The following is a 4081-nucleotide window of genomic DNA, read 5'->3' on the forward strand; positions in this document are numbered from 1 at the left end:
CTCTCATTGCAGTCGATAACAACTGCACTTTGGCACGTTCGATGCCGGTGGAGCAGGAGCCATCCACATCATCCGGTTTGGGCTGTCCCTGTAAGAGACGGGCGACTTGGTCGTGGAGAATGCAACTACTGATCTAGCGGCGGTGGAGAGCCTATTTTATCCGATGTAACGCTGCGAACAATGTCCACGCTTCATGCGCGCGACCAAAATAGCGACATGAAATCAAACGTATCTATGTCAGGCACATGAGGCGGGACAAGGAATAACATTCGGCGATAAGAATTTAGGCTTGGGCATTTTCCAGCCCGAAACTCATGTGCCAACGAGGTTACCACACTCGGAGACGGCGACAGCTTTTTGAGCAGGTCGTTTTCGGTGCAATTCAACTTTACAAAGGGCGCGAAATTCTCAGCCCCTAGATCTGCGGGACAAATCTGAAAACATTATTCTTCCGGGTCGGTGTTGAACAGCACTAGGCTTTCTAGAAATGCCACAATCTCAGCCTGAGTTTCCTCAGACATCTTGGCATAAGTGTCACGGCTGACCTGCGCGGCCCCGCCGTGCGTCAGAATGGCCTCCTCCAGCGTCGTTGCCCGACCATCGTGCAGCCAAGGACCCGTCGCGCCAACACCAGCCAAAGACCGCGTCAGGAACATTGAGGCACCAAGCCCAAGAGGATCGCTGGGATCAGAGAGACCTGGGCCCATGTCATGCCGTTTGAAGTCAGTGAACCAGCGTGCAACAGCTGCGCCAGTTGCGTCTCGTGCAACGGCACCAAGGTGATATGTAGTGCCAACGGGCAACGTGATTATGTTGTTGGGCTGATCACCGGTCAATTCGAAGGTCATGCTGTTGGCTGGCGTCAGACCGTGGCTGGCCGGGTCAGAGCCATCGGGGAAGGTCACATCAAAGAAACCCGGCACCTCGCTCGGCTCTTTGAATACGGCCTCCTTGAACGTCATCGAAGGGGTGTGGCAACTGACGCAGCCTGCCTGGGCAAACGCGGTTTCACCCGCCAAAATCTCCGACCGTTCAGGTGCGGTCAGCTCAATCAGACCCAGGTCATCCAGTTCGAGTTTGCTCACGGGGCGTTCAAGAGCTGCCATATAGGTCGTCAGCGCGGTGATATCACCCACTGTCAGCTCATTCGTAACGCCATCGAAATCACCGTCCTGATCGCCGACCAATTCGACCGCCTGAAGTCCAAGTTCATTATGCGCGGCATCACGTGTGAAGGAACGGATCGTCGGCTTGTTGCCCTTCCACCCGAACGGCTTGATCACCAGATCAGCGTCGATACCTGCCAGGTCGCTGGTGTCCGTCTCAAACTTACAAGGGTCTTGCGATACCCGCGTCACGGTCAAAGTGCCGTAGTCTACGCCTTTGGAGTGCAGCTCTACCTTCGCGCGACCAGAGACGCAGGCGGTTTGGATGGCGCTGTTGCGTTGGAGATAAAGGTCAAGACTAATTTCCTCCGCCAGTCGTTGGGGGATTCCAAGGGCGAACAACGGCAGCGTATTGCGTTCCAGGTATTGGGTGGGATCGCCAGTGTGCGCCGGATCGATCACAACGTTCAAAGCAACGTCGCCCGCGCCATTGGCAAATGGCGCGTTGTGGCAAGCGATGCATGAGGTGGCGTTCGCCCCGCCTTCGCGCGTGGGAAAGTGGTTGGCCCATTCCATCGGCCCGGTCAGATCAGCACGTGGAAACCGGGTAAACCGCCGCCCCTCACCGATGTAGGCCCCGACGCCGCGCACGGCATCAAAGCTGAATTCGGTCAGCTCATCGCCCGCCTCAAAGGCCTCATGGAACGCGTCAGATGCCTGACCGTTTGCAATCATCCGGGTGAGTGTCTGCTGATCGACAGGGAGTAATGCATCTTCGGCGAGGGCCGAAATGGGTCTTAAGCCTAGCATCAGGAAGGTCAGGGTATTCAGTCGCATAGCATGTCCATTTTTTTTGGGGGCGCGAGGTTGCACGCAGGGTGACAGTTCAAGAGGTCTGGCATGTAACAAATTTGCAGGTGCAGCCATTGGACCTAGGCCGGGTTTGGTGTGTAGTAAGCTAAAGTCATAGAGAGACTAGAGGCCTTGAACCTGCCAGAATGAGGCCGACCAAATGCGCATGAATACGCCTCGATTGTCGCTCGAAAATTGGCTTATGACTTTGGCTTACGCCCGTCAAAACAAGCCCTGCGCCCAATATCGCATACCAAAGAATGCCCGCATGTTCAGTGCAGGATGGCGATACCAGCCGCTCGCTCAACTCAACATTTGAAAGATGAAAACATGCGTACACTTTCCTTCCCATACAGCCCCGTCATCCTCGCAACCTTCATCGGATTTGCGACTTTCGCACCTGTGTTCGCGGACGAGCCGGAAGTGGTTGATCCAACCACGGGCGAAATTGTCGCGATCTCTGTAATTGATTTCGACGCCCTTTCAGAAGGCGACCGCATCAACATCGGAGACCAATTGGCAGAGCAAGGCATCACCCTGCGCGGTCGAGGTCGCGTTGACCTTTCAGAGATTGAAGTTGTGGTCCCCACAACAGGCGAGACTGTTTCATTGGCTGACATCGATCGTTCAAGTCTGAGCGAAGAGGATCGCCAAGACATTGGCGATCAACTGGCTGACCAGGGGCTGAGTATTGGCCGACCGGGTCGCCATGGTGATGCCGATAACTCCGATGACGCCGATACAGAGATAGCCGCTAGCGAAGATGGCGACAATGGTCGCGGCGGACGTGGTGGCTCGCGCTATTAAACGATCAACCTCCCGCGCACCGGTTGACACGGTGCGCGGTCAGGTCTTAGCCCCTTAAAATAGGATTTCGGGAAACCTGCACGATGCGTACGACTTTGATCACAACAGGCTTGGCGGCAATCTTGCTCATGCACACGCCCGCTCATGCCCAGACGTCAGTGGCTGACGATGTCATCACGCGCATCGAAGCTGATGGCTATACCGTGACTGAGGTGAAACGGTCATGGCTCGGTCGTATTGTGATTATCGCCAGCAACAGCACTGACCTGCGTGAGGTTGTCTTGAACCGTACTTCGGGGGAGGTTCTGCGGGACCAGAGGTTTCCCAACGATACTGCTGAGGGTGCCTCGCGCAGTGCCCCTGAAGCCGCATCCGGCAACCGCGAACGCCCGGGCAAGCCCGATGGATCTGATGGCAAGGGTGGTTCAGATGGCCCCGGCGGTCTGGGTGGCCCCGGCGGTCCTGGCGGCCCAGGTGGTGGTTGATCCAGCGTGAGAAACTTCTGCCGCTTTGAAAGTTTGTTGCGAAAGGCGTGGACATGCTGAACCGCGCCTGGGTGGTCTGGTGCCTTGTCATCATCCAATGCCTCTGTGGCGCGTACTTCCTGTGGGAAATCCTCGCGTCCATTTTGGGTCTCCCGTCCGTTCCACTGCGTTGGAGCCTGCGCGAACTTGTCGAAGCAGGGGCGAGCATAGGTCTGATCCTAGGTGCCTTCCTGGGGGTCAGGCTGGCCTTCGTTGCGCAAAACGCAACCAACCGCGCGGATACCGCCCGGAGGATCACGTCAGGTGAGTTCACAACAGTGGTGGACGGCTATCTGGTGGACCTCGGCCTCACCAGCGCCGAGACCGAAGTCGCCTGGTTTGTGCTAAAGGGCATGTCTTTGGCTGAAATCGCAGACCTGAGACAAACGCGGATCGGAACTGTCAAAGCGCAATGCACTGCGATCTACAAAAAGGCGGGGGTCACCGGGAAGAGCCAGCTTTTCTCACAATTGGTAGAGGACATTCTGCTGTAGACTCAAAGCGTGGAAGTTTAGAGCATCACCAAGACGGCATAGCCCTATCTTTTTGTCATACGCCAGTCGTAGAAAAGCAGTTTTGTCAGCTCATGCTTGCCCTCGGCAGGAAGAACGGATGTTGGGATGCCGCAATATGCAGTCGTTGACACAGTTGCAGCGAAACCAATATCTGTCTGCGATGCCGTCGTCGAGCCATCTCAAGATTTCACACATGCAGCGAATATCTTGTGTGGATGTCTCCTGCATAGCAAGATATTTTTTGAGCTGATATGAGCGTCTGTCAGATGCAGTCGTG

At 55.9% G+C, this 4081-nt stretch carries 4 protein-coding genes; 3 read left to right on the forward strand and 1 reads right to left on the reverse strand.

Translation table 11 applies throughout. The features are described from left to right. Positions 1-443: 443 nt before the first annotated feature. Complete coding sequence (locus Q0802_RS24505; RefSeq protein ID WP_298922629.1) at positions 444-1943, reverse strand: di-heme oxidoredictase family protein; 1500 nt, start codon at positions 1941-1943, stop codon at positions 444-446. Between the two features lie 345 nt (positions 1944-2288). Here Q0802_RS24505 and Q0802_RS24510 point away from each other — a divergent pair, with 345 nt between their 5' ends. The 3 genes from Q0802_RS24510 to Q0802_RS24520 all read left to right on the forward strand — a co-directional run bounded on the left by Q0802_RS24510 (position 2289) and on the right by Q0802_RS24520 (position 3783). Continuing rightward, the gene (locus Q0802_RS24510) at positions 2289-2765 is read left to right on the forward strand and encodes a hypothetical protein (protein ID WP_298922630.1); all 477 of its coding nucleotides are present in this window, start codon (positions 2289-2291) and stop codon (positions 2763-2765) included. An 83-nt stretch (positions 2766-2848) separates the two neighbouring features. After that, positions 2849-3250 (forward strand): hypothetical protein, encoded by a 402-nt coding sequence (locus tag Q0802_RS24515; protein WP_298922631.1) that lies wholly within the window; start codon positions 2849-2851, stop codon positions 3248-3250. A gap of 53 nt (positions 3251-3303) precedes the next feature. After that, a complete protein-coding gene (locus Q0802_RS24520; RefSeq protein ID WP_298922632.1) occupies positions 3304-3783 on the forward strand; it encodes a helix-turn-helix transcriptional regulator in 480 nt (159 codons plus the stop codon). Positions 3784-4081 lie beyond the last annotated feature (298 nt).

It is taken from the genome of uncultured Roseobacter sp. (genome assembly GCF_947495275.1).
Taxonomy (GTDB): Bacteria; Pseudomonadota; Alphaproteobacteria; order Rhodobacterales; family Rhodobacteraceae; genus Roseobacter.